Annotated in this window: 24 protein-coding genes; 6 read left to right on the forward strand and 18 right to left on the reverse strand. The window is 31.2% G+C overall.

Annotated features, from left to right (window positions below; genetic code table 11):
• Positions 1 to 3: 3 nt before the first annotated feature.
• The gene (rsfS, locus tag J8L88_RS12175) at positions 4 to 375 is read right to left on the reverse strand and encodes a ribosome silencing factor (RefSeq protein ID WP_027392388.1); all 372 of its coding nucleotides are present in this window, start codon (positions 373 to 375) and stop codon (positions 4 to 6) included.
• Between the two features lie 90 nt (positions 376 to 465).
• On the opposite strand from rsfS, the gene J8L88_RS12180 reads away from it, so the two are divergent.
• Positions 466 to 1,197 (forward strand): biotin--[acetyl-CoA-carboxylase] ligase, encoded by a 732-nt coding sequence (locus tag J8L88_RS12180; protein WP_211060851.1) that lies wholly within the window; start codon positions 466 to 468, stop codon positions 1,195 to 1,197.
• 9 nt (positions 1,198 to 1,206) lie between these two features.
• Here the strand turns inward: J8L88_RS12180 and J8L88_RS12185 are convergent, their stop codons facing one another.
• Complete coding sequence (locus J8L88_RS12185) at positions 1,207 to 1,599, reverse strand: SRPBCC family protein (protein ID WP_211060852.1); 393 nt, start codon at positions 1,597 to 1,599, stop codon at positions 1,207 to 1,209.
• Positions 1,600 to 1,611: 12 nt separating this feature from the next.
• Complete coding sequence (pyrE, locus tag J8L88_RS12190; protein WP_027392385.1) at positions 1,612 to 2,253, reverse strand: orotate phosphoribosyltransferase; 642 nt, start codon at positions 2,251 to 2,253, stop codon at positions 1,612 to 1,614.
• Positions 2,254 to 2,261: 8 nt separating this feature from the next.
• Between pyrE and J8L88_RS12195 the strand changes: the two genes are divergently transcribed.
• Both J8L88_RS12195 and J8L88_RS12200 read left to right on the forward strand, forming a co-directional pair.
• The gene (locus tag J8L88_RS12195; RefSeq protein WP_211060853.1) at positions 2,262 to 2,867 is read left to right on the forward strand and encodes an NUDIX hydrolase; all 606 of its coding nucleotides are present in this window, start codon (positions 2,262 to 2,264) and stop codon (positions 2,865 to 2,867) included.
• 81 nt (positions 2,868 to 2,948) lie between these two features.
• Positions 2,949 to 3,917: a hypothetical protein gene (locus tag J8L88_RS12200; protein ID WP_118386990.1), complete on the forward strand. Its 969-nt coding sequence runs from the start codon at positions 2,949 to 2,951 to the stop codon at positions 3,915 to 3,917.
• A gap of 52 nt (positions 3,918 to 3,969) precedes the next feature.
• On the opposite strand, the gene J8L88_RS12205 is transcribed toward J8L88_RS12200, so the two are convergent.
• The 7 genes from J8L88_RS12205 to J8L88_RS12235 all read right to left on the reverse strand — a co-directional run bounded on the left by J8L88_RS12205 (position 3,970) and on the right by J8L88_RS12235 (position 9,879).
• The gene (locus J8L88_RS12205) at positions 3,970 to 5,073 is read right to left on the reverse strand and encodes a DUF4056 domain-containing protein (RefSeq protein WP_051336040.1); all 1,104 of its coding nucleotides are present in this window, start codon (positions 5,071 to 5,073) and stop codon (positions 3,970 to 3,972) included.
• A gap of 18 nt (positions 5,074 to 5,091) precedes the next feature.
• Positions 5,092 to 5,847 carry a M48 family metallopeptidase gene (locus tag J8L88_RS12210; RefSeq protein WP_035084862.1) on the reverse strand — a complete coding sequence of 252 codons (756 nt, stop codon included), beginning with the start codon at positions 5,845 to 5,847 and terminating at the stop codon, positions 5,092 to 5,094.
• Positions 5,814 to 6,917, reverse strand: a complete 1,104-nt coding sequence (locus J8L88_RS12215; protein WP_027392381.1) for a glycosyltransferase family 2 protein — start codon at positions 6,915 to 6,917, stop codon at positions 5,814 to 5,816. Before J8L88_RS12215 ends, J8L88_RS12210 begins: the two co-directional genes overlap by 34 nt.
• A complete protein-coding gene (locus J8L88_RS12220; RefSeq protein WP_027392380.1) occupies positions 6,914 to 7,534 on the reverse strand; it encodes a 1-acyl-sn-glycerol-3-phosphate acyltransferase in 621 nt (206 codons plus the stop codon). The genes J8L88_RS12215 and J8L88_RS12220 overlap by 4 nt, the downstream gene beginning before the upstream one ends.
• Positions 7,531 to 8,181, reverse strand: coding sequence for a carotenoid biosynthesis protein (locus J8L88_RS12225; protein ID WP_158594455.1), 651 nt, complete (start codon positions 8,179 to 8,181; stop codon positions 7,531 to 7,533). The genes J8L88_RS12220 and J8L88_RS12225 overlap by 4 nt, the downstream gene beginning before the upstream one ends.
• Positions 8,182 to 8,318: 137 nt before the next feature.
• On the reverse strand, positions 8,319 to 9,017 hold the full coding sequence (locus J8L88_RS12230; RefSeq protein WP_035084859.1) for a lycopene cyclase domain-containing protein: 699 nt from the start codon (positions 9,015 to 9,017) through the stop codon (positions 8,319 to 8,321).
• Positions 9,018 to 9,042: 25 nt separating this feature from the next.
• Positions 9,043 to 9,879 carry a phytoene/squalene synthase family protein gene (locus J8L88_RS12235; protein ID WP_027392379.1) on the reverse strand — a complete coding sequence of 279 codons (837 nt, stop codon included), beginning with the start codon at positions 9,877 to 9,879 and terminating at the stop codon, positions 9,043 to 9,045.
• 564 nt (positions 9,880 to 10,443) lie between these two features.
• On the opposite strand from J8L88_RS12235, the gene J8L88_RS12240 reads away from it, so the two are divergent.
• Positions 10,444 to 11,361, forward strand: coding sequence for a hypothetical protein (locus J8L88_RS12240; protein WP_211060854.1), 918 nt, complete (start codon positions 10,444 to 10,446; stop codon positions 11,359 to 11,361).
• Positions 11,358 to 12,038 carry an ATP-binding cassette domain-containing protein gene (locus J8L88_RS12245; protein WP_211060855.1) on the forward strand — a complete coding sequence of 227 codons (681 nt, stop codon included), beginning with the start codon at positions 11,358 to 11,360 and terminating at the stop codon, positions 12,036 to 12,038. The genes J8L88_RS12240 and J8L88_RS12245 overlap by 4 nt, the downstream gene beginning before the upstream one ends.
• Before the next feature lie 2 nt (positions 12,039 to 12,040).
• Here the strand turns inward: J8L88_RS12245 and J8L88_RS12250 are convergent, their stop codons facing one another.
• Positions 12,041 to 13,786: a M14 family metallopeptidase gene (locus tag J8L88_RS12250; RefSeq protein WP_211060856.1), complete on the reverse strand. Its 1,746-nt coding sequence runs from the start codon at positions 13,784 to 13,786 to the stop codon at positions 12,041 to 12,043.
• 151 nt (positions 13,787 to 13,937) lie between these two features.
• Here J8L88_RS12250 and J8L88_RS12255 point away from each other — a divergent pair, with 151 nt between their 5' ends.
• Complete coding sequence (locus J8L88_RS12255) at positions 13,938 to 15,536, forward strand: SulP family inorganic anion transporter (protein ID WP_027392375.1); 1,599 nt, start codon at positions 13,938 to 13,940, stop codon at positions 15,534 to 15,536.
• Between the two features lie 13 nt (positions 15,537 to 15,549).
• Here the strand turns inward: J8L88_RS12255 and J8L88_RS12260 are convergent, their stop codons facing one another.
• From J8L88_RS12260 to coaD, 7 genes are all read right to left on the reverse strand, one after another.
• Positions 15,550 to 16,374: a class I SAM-dependent methyltransferase gene (locus J8L88_RS12260; protein WP_027392374.1), complete on the reverse strand. Its 825-nt coding sequence runs from the start codon at positions 16,372 to 16,374 to the stop codon at positions 15,550 to 15,552.
• Positions 16,375 to 16,470: 96 nt separating this feature from the next.
• Positions 16,471 to 16,812 carry a hypothetical protein gene (locus J8L88_RS12265; protein WP_027392373.1) on the reverse strand — a complete coding sequence of 114 codons (342 nt, stop codon included), beginning with the start codon at positions 16,810 to 16,812 and terminating at the stop codon, positions 16,471 to 16,473.
• 341 nt (positions 16,813 to 17,153) lie between these two features.
• Positions 17,154 to 18,347 carry a DUF1501 domain-containing protein gene (locus J8L88_RS12270; protein WP_211060857.1) on the reverse strand — a complete coding sequence of 398 codons (1,194 nt, stop codon included), beginning with the start codon at positions 18,345 to 18,347 and terminating at the stop codon, positions 17,154 to 17,156.
• Between the two features lie 10 nt (positions 18,348 to 18,357).
• Complete coding sequence (locus tag J8L88_RS12275) at positions 18,358 to 19,752, reverse strand: DUF1800 family protein (RefSeq protein ID WP_211060858.1); 1,395 nt, start codon at positions 19,750 to 19,752, stop codon at positions 18,358 to 18,360.
• 56 nt (positions 19,753 to 19,808) lie between these two features.
• The gene (locus J8L88_RS12280; protein WP_118386974.1) at positions 19,809 to 20,201 is read right to left on the reverse strand and encodes a VOC family protein; all 393 of its coding nucleotides are present in this window, start codon (positions 20,199 to 20,201) and stop codon (positions 19,809 to 19,811) included.
• Positions 20,201 to 20,941 carry a hypothetical protein gene (locus J8L88_RS12285; protein WP_211060859.1) on the reverse strand — a complete coding sequence of 247 codons (741 nt, stop codon included), beginning with the start codon at positions 20,939 to 20,941 and terminating at the stop codon, positions 20,201 to 20,203. The genes J8L88_RS12280 and J8L88_RS12285 overlap by 1 nt, the downstream gene beginning before the upstream one ends.
• 29 nt (positions 20,942 to 20,970) lie before the next feature.
• Positions 20,971 to 21,432 (reverse strand): pantetheine-phosphate adenylyltransferase, encoded by a 462-nt coding sequence (gene coaD, locus J8L88_RS12290; RefSeq protein WP_211060860.1) that lies wholly within the window; start codon positions 21,430 to 21,432, stop codon positions 20,971 to 20,973.
• Positions 21,433 to 21,481: the final 49 nt, after the last annotated feature.

Consider the following 21,481-nt stretch of genomic DNA (forward strand, 5'->3'; position numbering starts at 1 on the left):
TTTTTAATAGTTTGTTTCGATAGTTGTAGTTTTAGCATCGCCCCATAATCCTTCGATGTCATAAAATTCTCTAATATGCTTTTGAAAAACATGTACAACTACATTTACATAATCAATCAGTACCCATTCAGCATTTTCACCTCCCTCTACATGCCAAGGTTTATCTTTTATTGATTTGCTAACTGTTTTTTGGATGGAATTAACAATGGCGTTTACTTGAGTATTAGAGGTTCCATTGCAAATAACAAAATAATTACAAACTGTATTTTCGATTTCTCTTAGATCTAAAATAGTAATGTCATTACCCTTCACTTCTTCAATACCTTTAATAATTTGGGTTATTAATTGATCAGTACCGATTTCTTTTTTAATCATGCATTTTTTTAATTTGTGTAAAGTTATTACTTTTTATGGTTTTAATGTCTGTATTTCCGGACATTTGTAAAAACTTTCACATCGTTATTTATGGATATAATCAAAGTTGATGCCATTGGCTCTACAAATACTTTCCTGAGGGATATGAATCGGGAGAAATATTTAACAAAATCTACTTGCGTTGTAGCGAGAGAACAATTGGAAGGTAAGGGACAAATGGGAACAACTTGGCAAAGTAATCCAGGAGAAAACCTTACGTGTAGTGTGTTTGTGCCGATTAATGACCTTGATGTTATGGAACAGTTTTATATTTCAATGACTGTTTCATTAGGTGTTTATGATGCTTTGGATTTGTTAAAGTTGCCTAAGTTATCTATTAAATGGCCTAACGACATTCTGTCAGATAAGTTAAAGATGTGTGGTATTTTAATTGAGAATGTTGTTAATAATGGCAGATTACGAGGTGCAATTATTGGTATTGGTATAAATGTAAATCAACAGGATTTTGATAATCTTCCGTTAGCGGGATCTCTAAAAAAAGTTTTAGGTAGGAGTTTTGATATAGATGAAGTATTGTCTGTTTTGTTAGCAAAACTAGAATATAGATTTTCTATACTTCATAATTCTAATTTCCAAAATATAAAAAGAGAATATGAATCTTTACTATTCAGAAAAAATAAACCCTCTACATTTTTGGATGTAAAGGGGGATTCTTTTGTTGGTATTATCCAGAATATTACTTCAGCCGGAAAGCTTCAAATACTTCTAGAAGATGAGGTTATACAAAGTTTTGATCTAAAAGAAATAAGACTGTTGTATTAATAATAGTAATTAAATCTTACTAATATTTTCACTTAAAGTATTAATGAAGTTTTGAATAGGTTTTTTGATCATCATCCCCATCATAGCATTGAATTGTCCTTCAAATATAAGTTGCGTTGTACTTTTTCCATTTTCTATATCCACAATATTAGCTGTAAGTGTAAATGGCAGTTTTTCGCTAGCTGCTCCAAGAATAACGGTTGAGTGTTCTGTGCTTCCTTTTTGTTCTAAAACAATTTCTGGCATTCCTTTTAGTTGAAAAAGAAATCTTGAGTCATTTAATTTTTCAAATTTTTGTTTGCTTTCAGGCATCAATTGTTCGAAGTTTTCAACTTTTGTTAAAAATTCAAATACTTCTTGTTGAGTTTTTTCTACAGTTACTGTAGGGCTTTCTAAATTCATCGAAATAAAAATTTATTGATTCCACTCTGCTGGATTTGTTCTCCAACTTTGTAGTGTTTTTTGTTCTTCTTGCGTAATGTAATTAGTGTCTAATGCTTGTTCAAGAAGATTTTCATAATTGCTTAAAGTATGCAAAGATAATGCCGCTTCTTCGAAATTTTCTGAAGCTATATCAAAACCATAGTTAAAAATAGCTACCATTCCTTTTACATTTGCATTTACTTCTTTTAATGCTTTTACAGCATTAAGACTACTTTTACCAGTGCTAATTAGGTCTTCTACAACAACAACATTTTTACCAGAAGGAACGATTCCTTCTATTTGATTTTTTCTTCCATGTTTTTTTGCTTCTGGTCGAACATAGATAAATGGAAGGTTTAAGTGTTCTGCTACTAGCATACCAATACCTATAGCACCAGTTGCGACACCGGCAATAACATCTGGTTTTCCATATTTTTCTTCAATAAATTTAGCAAGGTGCTCTCGTAAAAAATTGCGAATAACGGGATATGACAAGGTAACACGATTATCGCAGTAAATTGGAGACTTCCATCCAGAAGCCCATGTAAAAGGTTCTTGTGGTTGTAATTTAATTGCGTTAATTTGCAACAGTAGTTCAGCGGTTTTTTTAGCTGTATTTTTATCAAAAATCATAGTTGCAAATGTATAAAGTTTTTGTGAATAATACGCCTATTATTCTTTCAACAAAAGAGTCTGTTGAGGATTGCGAGACAATTCATATCAAAGATGTAGATTTTCCTAAAATTATAAGGGATATTTTGCTTAAAGAAAATAAGGGCAAGGAGGTGAAATATCATTTTCATCATAAAAACGAGGAAAAGTTATTAGATCATTTGTACACAAAGTTGCCTGTAGTAATAGCAGGAGGCGGTAAGGTGTATAATTCGAAAAAGGAGATTCTTTTTATTCACCGTAATGGTAAATGGGATCTACCAAAAGGGAAAGCTGAGAAAAAAGAAAACATCGAAACAACGGCGGTTAGGGAAGTAGAGGAAGAAACAGGAGTTACTGGACTGGAAATCACTAAATTTTTATATAGAACCTATCATGTTTTTAAAAGAAATGGAGAATTTAGGTTAAAGGTTACCTATTGGTTTGAAATGAAAACTGAATATAAAGGAATCTTAATACCTCAGAAAGATGAAGGGATTATGAAGGTTAAATGGAAAGATGCAAAAAAAGCTCGAAAGGCACTTAAGGATTCATATGCAAATATTAGACAGTTGTTTTCACATGAGTATTTGTGATAATAAGTTTACTTATTTATGATTAAGAGATGTAGTATGTTTATTAAGAGGTCCTGTATTCGACATGTTTTTTTAATGTTAATGATAAACTTACAGGCTCAATCATATAAGGAATATCCTCCTGTGATTGAAGATTTTAATAATGATAATGTACTAGATACCTTATATTCTTTTTATGAAAGTGGGAGTACATTTGGAGGGACTGATATTAAAATTGTGAATGGAAATAGTAATGAAGTCTATAAATTCAGTGATTTTGGTTGTTATTGTGAGATGAAACGTATTTATCCTGTTCCTGCTTTATTAAGTAAACCTGAAAACAAACCATTCTTGTCAGTTATTCAGAAAAAATTATTTTCAGAACCAAGGAAAAAACCAGATTCTTCTCTTGAGTGGATTTTTAAAGGGTATTCTTCAAAGAAAAAGATATCTCAAAATAAATACTTTAACTTAATTATTTATCCTAAAGTTGATTGGAATACTGAAAAGATTAAAATCCCTGATAATTATTCTCTTGTCTTAAATAATGATACGTTAAATTTATTATTAGACGAGAAAGATTCGTTGTTTCATGTGAAAGATAAAATAGCCTTTTTATCCTATTGCGGGAATTGTCATTTTTATAATAAGTCTTCTCCAGAGTTAGTCGTAAGCGATAATGAATATAAAATATATAAAACCTCTCACGGAATTTTTGTTAAAAAAGGAGATTTACAAAAATGGTTTTTAGTGAATGATCTTAATTTAACTGGCAGTCCTGAAAAATTAAGATGGGATTCTGTATTACAAGTAGTCTTAATTGATAAATATTTAATTATTCAATTTTCCGGTGCTCCAGATATGTTTGATAGTATATTTGTAGGTAATATAGAAACAGGTGTTTTGGGGAGATTAAAATATCCATTTAGACGTAATGTTGAAGATTATGAAGGGAGTTTAGTAATAGGGGATAACATTAGGTATAGTAATGAGGAGGAGGAATCTTTTTTTGTTAACTCTAAGGATGTTTTTAAGGAGTTGGAAAGATTATATAATACTATAAAAAAGTAGACTTCTTTTATTTCTAGTTTATAGAGATTATTACTGCAATATTAGAAGATTGCTATTTCCTAGAACTTTCTTCTCTTTCGTCGAAGGTGTTTTGTTCCATGATTTGTACTTCATTAGCGATTCTTTTCATTAAGATGCTAAAGTCATCTTGATTTATGAGATTGCTTTCTCGATTTGGAAAAATTTCTTCTACAGGAAATCTATAATTAAGGTCAATTGTAAATTGATAGAAATTGGTAAGAGGTTCTCCTTTAGTGTTTAAAAGGGGTACATCTAAGACAATAGCGTCAGTACTGTTGCTTGTCTGATTAGGAATTATCCAAGGACGGCTGGAATGAAGTATATCGGGGTCACGTTTTAACGTGATTTTAGAACTAGGGATTCGTTTTTTATTTGTGTACCACTTGTTATGAATAGCATCATATGCATCATAGGTTTCTTTTGCTGTTTTAACAACTCCTAAACTGTCCAATGTGGTTCCAATATTCAATGTTGCCGCCTTATTAAAAGGTAGTTTTGAATGTAAAGTTTTCATTCCTACGTGTATCCCAAGTAAGTTAGAGTATACATCCTCAACTGAAAAACTAGAAAATTTTTCTGGTATAAATGGGATGGTTGATGCTCCAAACCAAGTAGAAATCTCATGCCAGAGAGAGAGATCGTATGTTATCTTTCCTGCCAATAAAATAGAATCATCGGTGCTTAGATCTTCGGGTATATTTAAGTATAAAGTTTTACGACCAGCTTCGTTACGTAAAGGTATGGTTACTTTTCCTTTTCCTTTATAGTGTACGATAGTAGTGTATAAATAACGAGTCCAATCTATTTGATCTCGTAAGTGGCCGATGTCTATAAAACCACCTTTATTAGTATAGATAGTTCCCGTTCCTTCATCCTTATTACCCATATAATGATGTTCGTTCAAATCATCAATACTAATAACTTGATCAATCGAAACAAATGGTATTCCCCATATTTTTAAATCATATCCAAAAGCACAACAAGCCCTTATAATTCTAGGGGGAGTTTTACTTAGATTAATACTGTTATCTATTGGTGTGTTTTGGGCATTAATGTTTATGGAAGTAATAAAAATGCTTAAAAATGTAAAAATTTTTACTTGTTCTAATGTTGTCCTATAAATAATAAATTTCATGAAGTAGGATGATAAATATTATAGATTATTACGTTTTATCATATCAGGATAGAGTTCATCTTCAACCCACATAAAGTTTGGGAATATTCGCATTATTTTCTCATAACATAATTTGGCTAACTGTATTTGGTCCGTAGCTTCATAAGCCTGCCCTAGAGCCGTCATTGTGTTTATGTACATCCAATTATTTACAACCAATCCTTGTTTTTCAAAGCTTTTAACTGCCTTAATGTAGTATTTAATCGCTTCTGCTTTATCTCCACCAAAAGCAGACGGGCGGTAATACATAGAGTTTCCTTTTTCGATATTTCCTTGAATATTTTCTGGGTCAAGTTCAATAGATTTATCTATGTATCTCATGCTTTTTCTGCCTAGGTAAATAGCCTTTAAATTAGAGATACCAATGGTAAATGCGATATAAGCTCCTTTGTAGGCTAATAAAGTTGCATTTTCTGGGGATTTCTCTAGTAACTTGTCTATAATTCTTTCTGATTTATCGATGTATTCCTCAGCTGTATCATCTTTTTCTGCCCCAATTAACCAAGCGGTATAGCCATAGTAGTAACTGATAAGCTCTAATTGTTCTTCGAAATTATTGGGATTAGCATTTTTTTCGCAAGAATGCATTAATTCGTACCATTTATCCATTTTACCTCTTGAATAAGCTTTGTAAATTGGATCACGATAAGGGCTTTGAGAAAAGCCTAATTGCATTGAAAACAGTATAGTTATGATCGAAATTATAGATCTTGTAATATATTTCTGTCTTTCCATATTAGTTTTTTCTGTTTGTTATTGATGAGCCCCTTAATTATTATTAAAAGAAATATAATATGCTGTGGTAGGACTAATAGTAGGTTTAGAACAATTGATTGTTGACTTGCTAGCATGACAAAAAATCGAATGAATACAATGCCAAAAAGATAAGCAATTAGCCACCATAAACCCATGTATAGGTATACTACGAATGGTGCGATAGTTGTTAGTATTCCAAAAGTAATAGTCACTAAAATACTATTACCAAAGAATTGGAATATGTTTTTTATAAATCCTTCAATAGCTTCATCTAATCCAACATACATTCTACAAGAAATATCATTATCTCCTAAACGTGTGTCGCTGGCTAGTTTTTTTTGTTTAAATAGTCTTATAATAGCTATATCTTCTACTTTGTTAGATTTATATCTTTCGTGAGGCCATATTTCTTTGTATGTAGCAGCTTTAAACATCATAAATTGACCATTAGCCGCTGAAAAAATTTTATTTTTTGATCTTCTTATTAGGTAAATTGGAAGGATGCTTAATAAAACCCAATTCATTAAAGGTACCGAAACTTTTTCGCCAAAAGATTTAACTATTTGCTTTGGAAATATCGATAGTAAGTGTAGGTCGTGTTGCTGAAGATAACTAATGCTGCGTTTGATTACCCCTTTTTTTACACTTACATCTGCATCTAAAAAAAGTAATATGTTACCAGTAGCAGCCTTTGCGAGTTGATGGCAAGCATGGTTTTTACCTAGCCAACCTTTTGGAAGCGTATCCCCATTTAGTAATTTAATGTTAGGTTTGAGGGCTGCCCAGTGTTTAATAATACTCTCCGTTTTATCCGTCGAGTGATCATTATAGACAATGATTTCTAGCTCATTATATTGGAATGTTGATAGTTGTTCTAGTAGAGTTCCGATATTTTCTTCCTCATTACGAGCTGGTATTAAAATAGAAACAGACGGAACAGAAGTTAATGAAGTTGTTTTTGGTAAATACGCAAACGAAAGGTAATTAACAAATGCTACCAGCAATCTGATACTAAGTAAGATTATTAAAAAATAACAGAAATAGATCATTTTACACCTTGTTTTGTAAAACACACTTCTGCAAAACGATTAAACTGTCGTTCTACATCTTCGGCATTTGTATTTTTAGTAATAGTATGTGTTTCATAGTACGCAGATATATCTGGCCTTAGTTTAGTGCCATAATTAATAAGGTTAATATTGTATACCAATTGGAAATCATTTTTAGTATTTGCTAAAATATGAGAAAGTAACCCTTTTTCAAAAGTAAATTCTTTTGTGTAGATACTTTGGATTCTCCCTTGAGGGAAAAATAAAAATAGATTTTCTTTGTCTTCTAGCATTTCGACAGCATAATCAAGGCTAGCGATACTAGACTTTTTTCCTTTATTGATTGAACTTGCACCAATTTTGGTGAGCATCATGTTTTTTTTCAATTCTTTTTCAAGCATCATAAAGTTAAACCTTCGTTTAAAGACTTTTAGATTTAATAAGATTTGAATAAAACCATCATAAAAAGAGAAATGATTACTGATCATTAAAATAGGAAGGCCTTTTTCTTCATATTCACCTTTATATTTAATACTACTAAAGAAAAATCCTATTAGTATTTTGGTATACAAATAAGAAAATTTCACCCAGTATTTATTATGATTCGCTCGTATCATTTCAGTGTGTAAATATGGTGAATAACTAAAATTATAAAAAAGCCAAATTGAATAAAAAATAACCAACGTGCAGGGCGATTGTTTGTTTTTATGTTGAACTTCTGAATTACCCAATTAAATAGTAAAGCTAATAGAAACCAAGCTATGTAGTTATTTACAGGAGGTTCATTGTTAGAAAACATCCACATATCTATCAACGGAGCTGCTTTTTCTAATAGGATATCGTATAATACCATTAATAATGCAGCGCCCACAATGATCAAACTATTTTTTGATGTGTATTTAGATATTATTCCGTTCGATGCATATGTTAAGAAGACCCAATTAAGACCAATAATAACTGGTACGTCTATTATTTTAATACCAAGTCCTTGACCATAAGTGTAAGTTCCAAAAATTTTACCGGTTGCTACACCAATAATTTCGATTAGTATACCTGATATAAATATACTAGCTAAAACTATGATCGTTTTTAAACTCCATTCTTTGTGATGGGAAAAGACCGCTGCAGAAACAAGCACTAAGGTATATGGCGTAATTAGTATAAATAGATCATGAGTAATAGGTGTGAAATACAAAACTAACCCTACGCAATAAAAAACTATAAAAGTTATAGGAAGTCCCTCATTAATAATGTATTTAATCATCCGATTCATCTATCATGAGAGTGTTTTATTAGCAATAATTTTAGTGCTTGCTAAACAGATTGATATTTCATTAAATGAACAAACATGCTCACCAAATAAATACAAGCCATGAATTCTGAAATCCTTTAATGCAATTTTCATACCTGTTTGTTTTTTTTAGCTCTCATTTCAAAAATATGAGTGAGCATTAAGGGGGATAAAAGCAATGAAAAATTATAAAACATATCTTCGAGCGGAATTGAAAGAACATGAATTCCTAGTATTACTTCTGGATTATAGTCAAAAACGGCTTGCTCAATTCCTGTTCCAGTTAGTATTCCATTAATAATGAAAAATGGAATAAGTAAAATTGGGTATATAGCTAAATAATATTGTACTACTTCTCTTGTAAAATAATAACCCAATAGGAGTATTATTGGTAAAACAAGAAAATTAACAAAAGTGTACGTGAGATCGTAGTTTAATAATGAGGTTGTAAGGGATGCGATTACAATTAGAATGGTTAAAATTTTAGTCCATTTCTCATTTACTTTGAATTTAGGGAAATGAAACTTAACCGCATAAAAAGAGAATGCGCAAGCATACGGAATTGCAATAAAAAATAGATATTCTTCTAAAGGAAGCTTTTTTATATAAATCCCAGAATTATAGATTGGATTAAAAAACCAACATCCAATATGAGTAAAAATGATATCCCAAGCAACAAAAACAACCATGGTTATTAGTATTGCTGGAATTAAATATTTCCAACGCTTATATAGTTTAAGATTTTTCTCAAAACTCAAAGCCAGAGGTCCAGCGAGTGATATGATAAGAATAATTAGATAAAGAGACATAGTTCGTAAAGTTTAGTATTGTGTTCTATGCCAGTTTAAGTTTGTTACTGATGTAAATAGACGCTAATGTCCATATTTTAGATCTATTTGGTATACGAATTCGTTCATTCAGTAATTTCTCAACAGGTGTATACTCTATTTTGGTGGTAAGCTTAGTGTAATAAAGATATGCTGCATAAACTCCATTTTTTGAGTTGTCCGGAAGTTCTTTAATACCTTCTAGAGCCACTTTGAAATCTTCATTAATATATTCAATAATTTTTTTCTTGATATTTTCAGTTAGTTCATTATCCCGTAAGATAGGGAAGTAGATGCGATGTAACTGATTAATATCATCGTTGATGTCACGCAAGAAATTTACTTTCTGAAAAGCAGAGCCTAAACGCATTGCAGCGGGTTTTAAAGCCTGATAACGTTCTTCATCACCGTTTACAAAAACCTTAAGACACATTAATCCTACTACATCTGCAGATCCATATATGTATTCTTTAATCTCATTATCATCAAACTCTTTCTTTGATAAATCACTGCGCATGCTTTTTAAGAAGGCCTGGATTAACTCATCATCAATGTTGTATTTTCGAACAGTTATTTGAAATGAGTTTAGTATTGGATTAAGACTTATACCTTGATCATAAGCACGGTAATAATCTTCTTCAAAATTCGAAAACAAAGTAGTCTTATCGTAATCGTGGAATGTATCGACAATCTCATCGGCAAAACGTACAAATCCATAAATACTAAATATGCTATCTCTTATTGATTTGTCAAACAGTTTGATACCCATAGAGAATGAAGTACTATAATTTTGTGTAACTATCTTACTGCACTTAAATGATACATCATCAAATAATCCCTTCATTTCCCGTTTTTTAAATTTTTTTAATGCAATTTTGCATTAGCGGAATATGATTTTTCCTCTTTACTTTAATCTATTTTTTTACTTGATAGCAATCAGTTCAATAGATTGTTTAAGCATTAAAACTATTTAATTCCTAATTGTTGTTTTCTAGTATTTTGATAAGTTAATATCATTTGCAAAAGTAATCATCTTTTTCAAACTACCCCACTTTTTAAATTTGCAATAAAACTATTCAATAAACCTTCTATAGAACAGTTTCATTATCGTTAAGGTTTAATAATAAAACGTTGTAAATATTTGTTATAATTCAACAGGTACATGAAAATAGTGCTAAATATTATGATAAAAGTTTATTGATTAATTATATGAAGCTATATGTTGTTGAATAAGTTTTCTGTTACCTATGGTTGTGTTTTTTAAGTCACTAAGATTTTTTTAGGTAAATTAAAACGATAGTTAGTCTTTTTAGAAAATCTTTTTTCGAAGTCAGATATTTGGGAACATTGTAACTTTTATGGCTAAAACATGACCAATGATAGAGATTCTTTTTTTAATAAATAACTTTTGAAATATTATTATCAATTGCAATGTAAGCGACTTTACCGATCTTTTAAAGATTTTGGTACAGAGCCAATAATAGGGTATCCTATTATTATTGTACTGTTTTATTGGTTGTCAATATTTTTTTTTAACAAAGTACCTTATGCATCTTATTTTTATATAGCATTGAGTGCCGCTTTTGTTTATTCGTTTAGTAGCTCTGGACATAGTGATTTTATAAAACAACATTTTTCAAGTTACAATCTCAAAAAAATCAAATTGCTTAATAGTTTGCTAGGAACATTACCGTTTGCAATATTCTTGTTGTATAAATCATATTATGTGGAAGTAGTTTTTATGCTTTTATTGACATTGTTAGTTTCGTTGTTTAAGAAAAGAAGTAAAGTTTCTTTAATAGTACCTACACCATTTAGTAAAAAACCTTCTGAGTTTATAATAGGGTTTAGAAAAACTTTTTGGATATTTTTATTGATATATGGTTTAGTAATTATTGCTGTTGTTAAAGGTAATTTTAACTTGGGTTTATTTGCTATCGTAGCTGTATTTTTGACCTGTTCTGGTTACTACATGAAACAGGATCCAGAATTTTATATATGGGTACATGCAATGAATTCTAAAGAATTTTTAATGCATAAAGTATTAATTGCTATCAAATATAGCTTTCTGCTAACTATTCCAATGTTTGTGTTTTTATCTGTATTTTATTTGAATCAGATACACATAGCAGTACTTTTCTTAATGTTAGGTTGGGTATATTTGATAATGTTTGTATTTATGAAATATGCTTTTCGGAGTCAAGGGTTAGAGATTATGCAAGGAGTGATTGGAGTATTGTGTATTTTGTTTCCTCTATTAATGATAATAACATTACCTTATTTTTATAATAAAGCTTTGAATAACTTAGATCTTTTGCTAAAATGATATCAATAAAATCTTTAGATAAGTATTACGGTAATAACCATGTCTTGAATGATGTTAATCTAACATTTAATCCTGGCGAAGTTCATGGTTTAGTAGGAGAGAACGGAGCTGGAAAAACTACTTTGTTTAGATCTATTTCTGGGATGGAAAGTTTTAATGGTTCTATCGACTATGATGCAGGTAATATGAAGAATGTAATGGGGTTTTTACCTACAGATCCTTATTTTCTTTCTAAAATTACAGGAAAAGAGTATTTGCAATTATTATGTAATGCTAGGAATATTAAAATTAATGATTTTAGCGAAAAAAATATTTTTGACTTACCCTTGCAACAATACGCAGAAAGGTATTCTACAGGAATGAAGAAAAAATTAGCGTTAACAGGTATATTATTGCAGAATAATAATGTTTTTATTCTAGATGAACCTTTTAACGGAGTTGATATATATAGCAATACTGTCATTAATGAAATTCTTATTAAGTTAAAACAACTTAATAAAATAGTAATATTATCATCCCACATTTTTTCAACACTTTATGAAACTTGCGATTATTTACATTATCTAAAAAATGGTAGTATCACAAAAAGCGTAGATAAAACTCAATTCGAAAGTATCGAAAAAGAGATGCAAGCATCAGGAATTAAGGTTAAAATAGATAAACTAAATCTGACATAAAGTTATTTTAGGATTCGATAAATAGGATAGCGCATATGTGCTTTCTCATAATTATCAGATTGTTTATGAATCCAATCTAATTGTGCATACCAGTTTTTAGCAAATACAGTGTCATTTTTCTTCTCTTCAAACTTTTGTTTAAGATTACTGTCATTTTCCAATAATTCTAATGCTTTGTCTTCCCAAACATAAGGAGAAAACCCTTCTTTTTGTTGTAAAATGGTATCAAAGAAGTTCCAGTTGAAAAATGAATCTGGGGCTTCAGGTTCTAATGTTTCTAGTAAATACCTAAAGCCTTTTTGATTTGTAGGGATTATATAATCTCCTTTTCGAAAAGTTATTATTTCGGTGCTTCTTTTGACTGTAGTTTCATAATGAAGATAATGTCCTTCATATGGCGTTTTTCGACTTTTATAATCTTTTATATGGTATACTTCTACAGAGATTGTAGTGTCTTTTTGTACAGCTTTGTATGATATTTTGTTAAGGTCTAATTTATCAATGACATTCCACCAACCTTTAGGTATTATATATGAAGTTGGAATAGTAATTTCGGAAGTTGGAGAGAAATAGTTTTGGTATCTAACCTTTTTGGTGTAGGGTTTATTTTGATCATATTTTAAACGTTTAGCACCTGTGATTTCGCTATTTATATATAACCCTTCGTATCCTTTAAAATCGAAATTAGTAGCGTTGGTAGTGTCTACTTTCCAATTTACCGGATATGTATTTTGTTTTGGTAAGTCGGTAAAAGCTTTTTGCCGAAGATCTTTTATTTTTTCTCCATCTTTTTCGGTGATATCGATCATAGATTTCATTAATTCATATGTCCCTAGTACTCTTGGTTTATATGGTTTTAGCATATGAGTTTCTACCATCATTCCTAAGGTATTCCATAGCGTTGTGTATCCTGTAGAGTATCTAGGAAAATCCATGAATTGTGTCCATCCTTTATCTGGTGTTGTTCCCCAAACATTTACATAAGGTGTTATGTCCCAATTTTTGTTGGATAGCGATTTTTCTAACTGTGGATGCATTTGGTTGTGTAAATAATCACCAAGATTTCCGTTTAGTTTATTGTGTTGAGTAAATAGATGTGTTAGTATGTACTGGTAGTCGGCACCATTACTAACGTGATTATCAATAAAAACATCTGGTTGCGTTAAATGAAAAACCTCTGCAAACGTCTGTGCATTTTTTGTGTCATTTTTTATAAAATCTCGATTTAAGTCATAATTCCTGGAGTTCCCTCTAAAACCATATGCTTTAGGACCATTTTGATTAGTTCGAGTTCCAGAATTTCTATTTAACGCACCTCCAATATTGTACACCGGAATTGTAACTAAAACAGTATGTTCTGGCGTTTTGATCATCCCTTTAGCAATATCTCTAAAAAGAAGCATAGTTGCATCAATACCATCACTTTCTCCAGGGTGAATTCCATTGTTGATCAATAAAATACGTTTGTCACGTCTTATTTTTTCGAAATCAAATATTTGATCTGGATTGAGTGTTACTATATGAAGCGGGTGGCCACTATCCGTACTTCCAATTTCTTGAATATTGATTTCTGGGTAGACTTTGGATAAATTTTGATAATAGGTAATAACTTCTGGATATGTTGGAGTCTCTGTGCCATTACTTTTTTCAAAAATAGTGGTAAAATCAAAGTTTTCGGCAGTATCTTTTTTAGTAGAATTACAAGATATAATCAACAGTGAGCTGATAATGAGAGTGATGGTTCGCATGAGCATTATGAGTTAGGCATAAATATACTAAGTTTTATATTTTTAAGATCTTCTATAACGTTTTAGTTTTGTTTTGGTAATAGATAGGTTATGATTTTACTTGTCAGGACACAAAATAACTGTATTTTTGCACCCTCAAAATAGACTGATTATGACTGAGTTTGTAAGAAAAAGAGTGGCAAATGCCAAAAATGATATTCTATCAGGATTGACTGTAGCTTTAGCTTTAGTTCCCGAAGCGGTAGCCTTTGCATTTGTGGCTGGTGTAGATCCTTTAGTGGGTTTGTATGCGGCATTTATGATTGGATTAATTACTTCTATTTTTGGAGGGCGTCCTGGAATGATTTCTGGTGCTACTGGAGCACTTGCTGTAGTTATGGTGAGTCTTGTGGCAGAAGGAAATGCTATGGGAGCAGAGGGTGAACAATTAGGATTGTATTATCTTTTTGCTACAGTTATCTTAATGGGTGTTATCCAAATGCTCGCTGGTGTTTTTAAGCTTGGTAAGTTTGTGCGTTTAATACCTCATCCAGTGATGATGGGATTTGTCAACGGATTAGCAATTGTAATTTTCCTTTCTCAGTTAGGAATGTTTAAGGAGTATGTTCAAGGAGAAAAAGCTTGGATGCAGGGATCGGGATTGTTTTTAATGCTGGGATTAGTTGCTTTAACAATGTTGATTATGTGGGGACTTCCTAAAATAAAAGCTACTGCTAAGTTTCCTGAAGCTTTAATAGCTATTTTGGTAGTTTCGGCTATTGTAATCTTGGGTAAATTGGATGTTGCTACAGTGGGTAGTTTTATTAAAGATGGAGGAGGAGAAGGTCTAAAAGGAGGATTACCACAATTTCAGTTTGATATTTTTAATAAAGTCCCGATGACCTGGGAAACATTTAAGTTTATAGGGCCATATGCATTGATTTTGGCTGCAATTGGGTTGATAGAGTCGCTAATGACACTTAATCTTATTGATGAACTTACAGAAACCAGAGGAAATTCTAACAGAGAATGTCTTGCGCAAGGTGGTGCAAATATAGTTACAGGTCTTTTCGGAGGAATGGGTGGCTGCGCTATGATTGGACAATCGATTATTAATATAAAAGGTGGTGGACGTACTCGTTTATCAGGTATTGTTGCAGCAGTTACTTTGTTAATGTTTATACTGTTTGCATCTGGATTAATTGAGCAAGTTCCTATTGCAGCGCTTGTAGGTGTAATGTTTATGGTAGTGATAGGTACATTTGCTTGGTCTAGTTTTAGAATACTAAATAAAATTCCTTTAACAGATGCAATTGTATTGATCTCAGTTTCTTCATTGACTGTGTTTTTTGATTTAGCAGTTGCCGTTATTGCAGGAGTAATTATGTCTGCATTGGCATTTGCTTGGGAAAATGCGAAAAAAATTAGAGCAAGAAAGCACATTAAGGAAGATGGGACTAAAGTTTATGAGATATGGGGGCCATTATTCTTTGGAAGTATTCAGGCTTTTAACTCTAAGTTTGATGTGGCAAATGATCCAGAAAATGTAGAAATTGATTTTATCGAATCTAGAGTTAGTGATCATTCAGCATTAGAGGCTATTTTTAACTTAGTAGGTAAGTATGAAGAAGCAGGTAAAACAGTGCGTGTAAAACATTTGAGCGAAGAGTGTCAGGCTTTGATGATTAAAGCTTCTCCAAGATTGGCAAATGTTATAGAACATGATATTGATGATCCGAGATATCATGTGATGGCCAAAGTTATGAAATAAGGTTTAGATATATTTAATCAACTCTTTCTAGAAGATACATATGTTCATTAAGTATTTCTTTTGCACTAGCTAATTGAGATTCTGGATTATACTGTTTGGATAATTGATACTCATCGATATGTTCTTTTAAAACATATCCATCGAGATTTTCATAATATGAATTTGGAATAGTCTGATGAGCAAATGCATCATTAGCGTCATTATGAGAATCAAAATAATTAAGTAATCTTTTATAGACCTCTAGTTTTTCAATTTCAGGGACATACGATACGCTACCTATAAGATCACCTTGTTTTTGTAATCCTTTAAATACGGTAAAGAGTTTTTGAGTAATAGTTTTATTTAGAAAAAATAATACACCTTCCAGTACTATAAAAGTAGGTGCTTTTGTAATCATTTTTTTTAATGAACTAATCATCTTTTCTTCAGAATCTAGATTAAAATCAAGACTTAGATATTGAACATCACGTTTTGGTAATTTACCTTCTTGAGTCCACAAATCTATTTTACTCTTTTTGTATTCAATAATATCTGCTTTGTCAATTTCAATGGTTGATACATGATCATTCAGTAAGAATTGGTACATACTAAAGCCTGCTCCAAAATTGATCAGTGTTCCTCCATTGTTTTTGTCAAAAAAAGATTTCAATCTTTCGTAAAAGTATCTATTCCTAATACTGTGTAAGATAGGTTCTTCCTTAGATATCGCTTTAGTAATTGATGGTATAAGAGCTTCTGTTTTAGGATTGTTCCATAATTTAGCATAGATATCTTTACTTACATTCTCGTGATATGAACGGTATGTGGAAACAATAAAAGCGGTTTCATGAATTTGCATACATAAATGTAAGCTTTTCTAAACTTAACTAAAAAAAAACACCACTATATCAAGCAAGAAAATAGTGGTGCGGTTAGTGTATATATATTCAAAAAATTATGGCAATAATCCAGTAATCTGTGTGCTATCAGTAATTGTAGAGTCCTTATCTTTTAGGTTGTTGTTAGCTAAACGGGTAGTTTTTTCGCTATCATTGATAAAACCGTTTTTAATCATTAAGGTCTTATAGAAATCAGTTTTAGTTTCTACGCTGGTAGTTTCTACTTTCTTAATTTTAATATCAAAATTATTCACAGCAATTAAAGTCTGATAAAAATCAACTTTAGTATTCTTTACATTATTAGATTCAGCTTTTGTTGGTTCTGTAGAAGTGGTCTCTTGAGCACTAATTGTAGAAAGAGAAAACAAAACAAAAATGGAAAGAATTATAGTTTTCATATTTTTTGGGGCTTAATGAATTTACTACTTGATTTGTATCAAATTTACAATCAAATAGTTATGTAATGAAATGATTTGACATGTTTTAGATGAAGAGTTGTTTTGTGTCGACAAACAACACATTTTTTACGGTTTTACCGTAAAAAATGTGTTGTGTTTTTTGTAGTTCTTCCTTGTTTTTAGTTTTGATAAAGTGTAAAAGCATTGATTTTTAGTGAGTTTTGTCTTGTTTTTATTTAAAGTACTAAGGCCTGTATTTTGGTATAAGTTTTTTAATTTTGTAACTAACTACTTACATAGTATGCAAAAGGGTTTGATTCGTTGGAAAAACTTGTAATACTTTATACAAAAGAAAGCTTTTTGAAATAGTTGTCCAAGACTTGTCGATCGTTAACCTCTAACCAATTATTTAAAATTGTGGCATAAATACTTCTAAAATCTATCGTATACTTGATATCTCCATTAGCATCAAGATTTGATAAATTTGGTAATTCATTATAGACACCTACTTTTTTTAATGAACCTCCTATAGCTATTACATTATTGGCAGCTCCATGATCGGTTCCATGACTTCCATTTTGTTTTACTCTTCTACCAAATTCTGAAAAAGTTAGTATTAGCGTATCTTTAAATCGATCATTCTTTTTAAGATCTTTTACCAAAGCTCCAATTGCTTTAGAATATACACTAAGCAAACGGTCTTGACTATTTACTTGATTTACGTGACTATCAAAACCACCTAGAGAACTATAATAAACCCGTGTTTTTAATCCAGATACTATAAAATCAGCTATCGTTTTTAGATTTCTGCCAAATGTTGATTGTGGATATTCTATATTGGTTTTATAGATTTTAGAAGTGTTATAAATGTAAGCTGCGGATGAATGAGTCTCTAGCATTGTTTTATATAGATACCCTTGATTATCCTCATCCAGCATTTCTTTATTAGTATTCTTCGCTAGATTATTAAAAAAAGGTTCTCTTGTTGTTCGATGTAATTGGTTAGGGTCAGAAACAGCAATACCATTTAAATCTTTTCCTTTCATAGCAAGTGATAGTGAATTATCCACCTCTATTGCTTGATACGGATGCTGGCAATTAGCATCGAGATATCTGCCTACCCAACCAGAGGATAAATACTGGTTAGTATCACTAGCCGTTTGCCAGATGTCCGTACTTCTGAAATGAGACCGATTAGGGTTCGGGTATCCTACATTATTAATTATAGACACTTCTCCTAGATCATATAACTCTCTTAATTCTTTCAAGTTATTGTTAAACGCCAAATCATCTGTTATTTTTAAAGTTTCTATTGCTTTTTTAGAAATGGTAGGTCTTAAACGATAATAAATATCATTATTAATAGGAATAATACTATTTAGACCATCATTACCACCTGATAGTTGAATAATGATTAAATTTTTATATCCTGATAATTGTTCTGGTGTTAAAAATTCCATCCCTTTCAGGAATGAGGGAACTAATGCTATTCCTGATGCAAAAACTGATTGTCTTAAAAAATCTCTTCTGTACATAATTAGGGTTTTAGCAAAGTTGATATTCTGGTAAACTCATTAATTCAACTATAAAATTTTTAGTGTCTTTAGAATCTAGTTTGTTTACAACCATTTTTGCACCATTTGATAATTCTGGCTGTATTATAAAATCAATTAATTCTTCTTTATTTTCTTTTTCCAATGAAGCAAGAAAGGACTGCCAATTAGGGGTAGCTTTGGTTTTTCTCTGCATTTTTGATTTTACTTTATTATAGAATTTTTCTCGCATCATTGCTGTAGTTCCATCATCATTGTTATTCCACTCAATAACTCCGTTGTTTAGGGTTACGGATGCCAGTTTTAAGCGTAGCATTAAAGTAGAGCTGTCGATCCAAGATTTTCCACCAGGCCATCCAGCTACATTAGGTGGTAAAAATAAAGTTTGATTTAGTTTACGTTGAAGGTATAATAGTACTTTTGGATCCTTATAGGCTACCCTAAACGGTTTACTTAGTCCGACAAGTAGTTCTACAGGTGATTTTATTTTGACACCTATGTTTTGAGGTTCATAAAACCAATCACTTAAGAATATGGTTTTCATTAAAGTTTCGAGATTGTAATTGGAGTTATAAAAGATATTTGTTAGTTCTTTTATATGAGAAGGTTCTATTTTTTCATTAACAAAGTATCGATATATCTTTTCAACGAGATATTTCGCTGTCTGTTTTTGTTCTAAAAGAATTTTGATAACATCTTCGCCTTTAAAATCACCAGTTTTTCCTAGGATAGTTTTAGAACCAAAATCGTGATGTTTTTGTCTAAACACAAACGCTCCACTTTTATTAAAATTCCACCCAGTAAAAGCCCTTGCGGCTTCTTTTATATCTATTTCTGTGTATCCATTATCTTGTCCAAGTGTGAAAAGCTCCATAACCTCTCTGGCAAAATTCTCATTGGGATTATTTTTTCGATTTTGCCTATTGTTTAGAAATAATAACATGGCAGGAGACTTAGAGACTTCGATCAACATCTCTCCAAAGTTTTCTAATGCATGCTTTCTTATTATATTGTTTAAATGCAATGCTGCTCTTGGTGTTTTTAATCTAACAGCAAAATGATTGTGGAAAAACAATGTCATCTTTTCTCTTAAGACATGTTTGGTTTCTACTAATTGTTTTAACCAAAGAATATTAAGTTCTAACAATTTTTTATTGCGAAGTTTTCGTAACTCTTTTCGTTCTTCTCTAGATAAATCTCGTGGATTTTTTAGTAAAGCTCCAAAATCAAGGGATAGATCAGTGCTTTGTCTGCTTTCTGAAAACAGATGATTTACTATTTCGTTTTTAGAAAATTTTCTAACATTTTTTAATTCTGAAGAATCGATTCCAAAACCAATACGCCAATAGAGATGTTGTATTTGTTTATCTGTTAAAGAAGTATTCATGATCGCAGTCTTTTTTAGTAAGACCGTGATTTAGGAAAAAGGTTTAAATGAGAAATTTACTTTTTGGGTTTTATAAGGTCCCACTTGTTTCCATATAAATCTTCAAAAACTACCACAGTTCCGTAGATTTCTTCTCTGGGTTTTTCTAAGAAAATAACTTCTTTTGATTTCATCGTATTGTAATCTCTCCAAAAGTTATCAGTTTGAAGGAAAAGAAAAACCCTTCCGCCGGTTTGATTTCCAATTGCTTTTTTCTGTTCTGCAGTGGTTCCTTTTGCTAGTAAAATAGAGGTTTCTGAGTCGTTTTCTGGAGCTATGGTTACCCAACGTTTATTATCAAGTTGGATGTCTTGAATTAATTGGAAACCTAGTTTTTCGGTATAAAATCGGATTGCTTCATCATATTCTCTGACAACAATACTGATGGTTCCAATTTTTCTTTTTTTCATTAATTACAGGTGATTTCGCTTAATATTGTGGTTTCGTCAATTGCATCATTTTGATTGATATTTTCAGAGAATAAAACAAATCGATCAAGTGCATGAAAGGTAGATCTAGCCGAAACCTCCATGGTGTAAGTGCCAGGCGCATCAAATTCTACAAAAATATCATGAGCATCATTATCACTAGTAGAGGATTGCCATTTCCATTGATCCGCAGGGCCGCTTTTGTATATTTTAAACCAGCCATCTTTGCTAGAACCATTTGGAGTAGGAGATTGACCCGTATCTGCAGGGTAGACTACACTTTCTCCTTTTTTTCCATAAAACTTTGAAGCATCTGCAAATCGCAACCATGAATCATTGTGTTCAGAACCTGATGTTCCATTAGTTATTCTGGATCTCCAGATAAACCGATAAACACCTGGATTGGAAATTTTTATTTTATAAGTAAGAAGACCATTTCCAGGAGCTCCTAAGAATTGATTTTCTTTCCATACCAAGTAATGTGTTCCTAAGAATCCTGTAGTAGTGTTTTCTTTTATCCAATCATTATGGTCTTTAATACTTTCGAATTCGACGGCTACTAATCCGTCTTTTTCTTCATAAATCGCACTATCAGGGTTTTGGCAAGTTATAGGATCAATAGTATCATCATCAGATTCATTATCATTATCACTGCTACAAGCATAAAAAAGAGTAATAATGCTAATAATGAATAGTTTACTGATGTTAAGTGTGGTTTTCATGTAGGTATATTTTTGGGGTTTTACGAATTCTATTCTTTTTTGACAATTACGGTATCTGGTACCAAACCTGTATAATCTCCATTGTTTCTTATAACGTCTCTTACGATTGAAGAAGATATATAGCTTTTACCTGATGATGTTAGTAAAAAGACAGTTTCAATTTCAGTTAGTTTTCTGTTTGTATGAGCAATGGCTTTTTCAAATTCAAAATCAGCTGGATTTCTTAATCCTCGTAGAATAAAATTAGCATCTTGCTGTTTGCAAAAATCTACTGTAAGTCCTTTGTAAGTCATTACTTTGATTTTAGATTCATCTTTAAATGCTTCTTCAATAAAATGCTTTCTTTCTTCAAGTGAAAACATATATTTTTTTTCAGCATTTACACCAATTGCTAGGATGATTTCATCAAAAAGAGTTAATCCTCTTTCTATTATATCGTAATGTCCCAAAGTTATAGGATCAAATGAACCAGGGAAAACAGCTCTTCTCATAAGTGATTTCTCAATGTTAATATAAAGATTAGGTAAAGTTACAAAGTTT

It is taken from the genome of Aquimarina sp. MMG015 (genome assembly GCF_018100855.1).
GTDB lineage: Bacteria > Bacteroidota > Bacteroidia > Flavobacteriales > Flavobacteriaceae > Aquimarina > Aquimarina latercula.

Coding starts and splice junctions, on each gene's coding strand:
- rsfS (WP_027392388.1), bottom strand. CDS start 375: ATGATTAAAAAAGAAATCGGTACTGATCAATTAATAACCCAAATTATT.
- J8L88_RS12180 (WP_211060851.1), top strand. CDS start 466: ATGGATATAATCAAAGTTGATGCCATTGGCTCTACAAATACTTTCCTG.
- J8L88_RS12185 (WP_211060852.1), bottom strand. CDS start 1,599: ATGAATTTAGAAAGCCCTACAGTAACTGTAGAAAAAACTCAACAAGAA.
- pyrE (WP_027392385.1), bottom strand. CDS start 2,253: ATGATTTTTGATAAAAATACAGCTAAAAAAACCGCTGAACTACTGTTG.
- J8L88_RS12195 (WP_211060853.1), top strand. CDS start 2,262: ATGTATAAAGTTTTTGTGAATAATACGCCTATTATTCTTTCAACAAAA.
- J8L88_RS12200 (WP_118386990.1), top strand. CDS start 2,949: ATGATAAACTTACAGGCTCAATCATATAAGGAATATCCTCCTGTGATT.
- J8L88_RS12205 (WP_051336040.1), bottom strand. CDS start 5,073: ATGAAATTTATTATTTATAGGACAACATTAGAACAAGTAAAAATTTTT.
- J8L88_RS12210 (WP_035084862.1), bottom strand. CDS start 5,847: ATGGAAAGACAGAAATATATTACAAGATCTATAATTTCGATCATAACT.
- J8L88_RS12215 (WP_027392381.1), bottom strand. CDS start 6,917: ATGATCTATTTCTGTTATTTTTTAATAATCTTACTTAGTATCAGATTG.
- J8L88_RS12220 (WP_027392380.1), bottom strand. CDS start 7,534: ATGATACGAGCGAATCATAATAAATACTGGGTGAAATTTTCTTATTTG.
- J8L88_RS12225 (WP_158594455.1), bottom strand. CDS start 8,181: ATGATTAAATACATTATTAATGAGGGACTTCCTATAACTTTTATAGTT.
- J8L88_RS12230 (WP_035084859.1), bottom strand. CDS start 9,017: ATGTCTCTTTATCTAATTATTCTTATCATATCACTCGCTGGACCTCTG.
- J8L88_RS12235 (WP_027392379.1), bottom strand. CDS start 9,879: ATGAAGGGATTATTTGATGATGTATCATTTAAGTGCAGTAAGATAGTT.
- J8L88_RS12245 (WP_211060855.1), top strand. CDS start 11,358: ATGATATCAATAAAATCTTTAGATAAGTATTACGGTAATAACCATGTC.
- J8L88_RS12250 (WP_211060856.1), bottom strand. CDS start 13,786: ATGCGAACCATCACTCTCATTATCAGCTCACTGTTGATTATATCTTGT.
- J8L88_RS12255 (WP_027392375.1), top strand. CDS start 13,938: ATGACTGAGTTTGTAAGAAAAAGAGTGGCAAATGCCAAAAATGATATT.
- J8L88_RS12260 (WP_027392374.1), bottom strand. CDS start 16,374: ATGCAAATTCATGAAACCGCTTTTATTGTTTCCACATACCGTTCATAT.
- J8L88_RS12265 (WP_027392373.1), bottom strand. CDS start 16,812: ATGAAAACTATAATTCTTTCCATTTTTGTTTTGTTTTCTCTTTCTACA.
- J8L88_RS12270 (WP_211060857.1), bottom strand. CDS start 18,347: ATGTACAGAAGAGATTTTTTAAGACAATCAGTTTTTGCATCAGGAATA.
- J8L88_RS12275 (WP_211060858.1), bottom strand. CDS start 19,752: ATGAATACTTCTTTAACAGATAAACAAATACAACATCTCTATTGGCGT.
- J8L88_RS12280 (WP_118386974.1), bottom strand. CDS start 20,201: ATGAAAAAAAGAAAAATTGGAACCATCAGTATTGTTGTCAGAGAATAT.
- J8L88_RS12285 (WP_211060859.1), bottom strand. CDS start 20,941: ATGAAAACCACACTTAACATCAGTAAACTATTCATTATTAGCATTATT.
- coaD (WP_211060860.1), bottom strand. CDS start 21,432: ATGAGAAGAGCTGTTTTCCCTGGTTCATTTGATCCTATAACTTTGGGA.